1 protein-coding gene is annotated in these 1,322 nt (G+C 46.6%); it reads left to right on the top strand.

The features are described from left to right. The first annotated feature begins 93 nt into the window (after nt 1-93). Complete coding sequence (locus AB5443_RS25295) at nt 94-1,161, top strand: IS5-like element IS1168 family transposase (RefSeq protein ID WP_065739412.1); 1,068 nt, start codon at nt 94-96, stop codon at nt 1,159-1,161. Nucleotides 1,162-1,322: the final 161 nt, after the last annotated feature.

A 1,322-nucleotide genomic window follows, 5' to 3' on the forward strand; every position in this document is an offset into this window, starting at 1 on the left:
AAGGGGACTTCTATAAATTAAATCCCTGATTATAAGTTGCATAAGCGGATAAAATGCTTATATTTGCAGAAACAGACAAAATAATCATTGATCATGAACAAGTTAAGCCGCTATCGCAAGTTACGCTATAAAAGTGTGTTTGAATCCGAGAATCAATCGTCTCGCCTTAACGTGATAGGCAACCCACTAGAGAGACTGTCGTCATTGGTGGACTTTGAGATATTCCGTCCGACATTGGAAGCCTCTCTGTTCACAGGCGAGCGTAAGGGCAATGCCGGGCGTCCTCCCATAGATTGTGTGTTGATGTTCAAGATACTGTTTCTCCAGCGTTACTATGGCCTGAGTGACCATCAGATAGAATATCAGATAGTGGACCGCACCAGTTTCCGCGCTTTTCTGGGGATAGAGAACGTGGATGATGTACCGGACGAGAAGACAATCTGGAAGTATCGCGAAGCCCTCACGTCCGTCGGTGCGTATGACAAGTTGTTTGAAGACTTCCGTACGTTCATGGAGGCCAAGGGCCTTCAGTTCAACGAGGGGCGGATCATAGATGCCAGTTTTGTCGTTGCCCCACGCCAGCGCAACACTCGTGAGGAGAATGCGAAGATAAAGGAGGGCAAGGGCGACGAACTGTGGAATGACAATCCTCACAAGAAATTCCATAAGGATGTGGATGCCCGTTGGACGAAGAAGCGCGGTGACACGTTTTACGGCTACAAGCAGCATGTCAAGGTAGACAAAGGCAACAAGGTAATCCTCTCGTATGCAACAACGCCTGCCAATGTGCATGATTCCAAAGGTTTTGAGCAGCTGCTTGATGAGTCAGACAAGGATAAGGATTTGTATCTTGACGCAGGATATGCCGGGCAGGAGTCAACCGTGAAGGAGCATGGCATGAATCCGATAATCTGCGAGAAAGGCCGTCGGAATCATCCTCTGACAGAAAAACAGAAGGCTGAGAACAGGCGCAAGTCCAAGACCCGTTGCCTTGTCGAGCACGTATTCGGTTTTGAAGAGCAAAGTATGCACGGCCTTATTGTCAGGACAATAGGGATTGTACGGGCGAAGGCGAATGTGGCGATGACAAATTTGACCTACAACATCTTCCGCTACATCCAGATTGTGTGCAATAAACGTGAATTGGCGATTGCCCAATAAAAAGAGACGGGGTGTATCCTCAAAAATGCAAAAATCCCTCATTTTTTTTGGGGGGGGTAGATTAAATTGCTTAACTTTACGCAAGATTATCTTGCTCAAGACAGTTAAAGGGTTCTGCTGCCTTATGCAAGAAATAAAAAATGGAATTGATAGAACCCACC

It is taken from the genome of Bacteroides sp. RTP21281st1_H5_RTP21281_210402, assembly GCF_040918965.1.
GTDB lineage: Bacteria > Bacteroidota > Bacteroidia > Bacteroidales > Bacteroidaceae > Bacteroides > Bacteroides congonensis.

Bases quoted from the DNA above. Each gene is read 5' to 3' on its own strand.
- AB5443_RS25295 (WP_065739412.1), top strand. From the start codon at position 94: ATGAACAAGTTAAGCCGCTATCGCAAGTTACGCTATAAAAGTGTGTTT.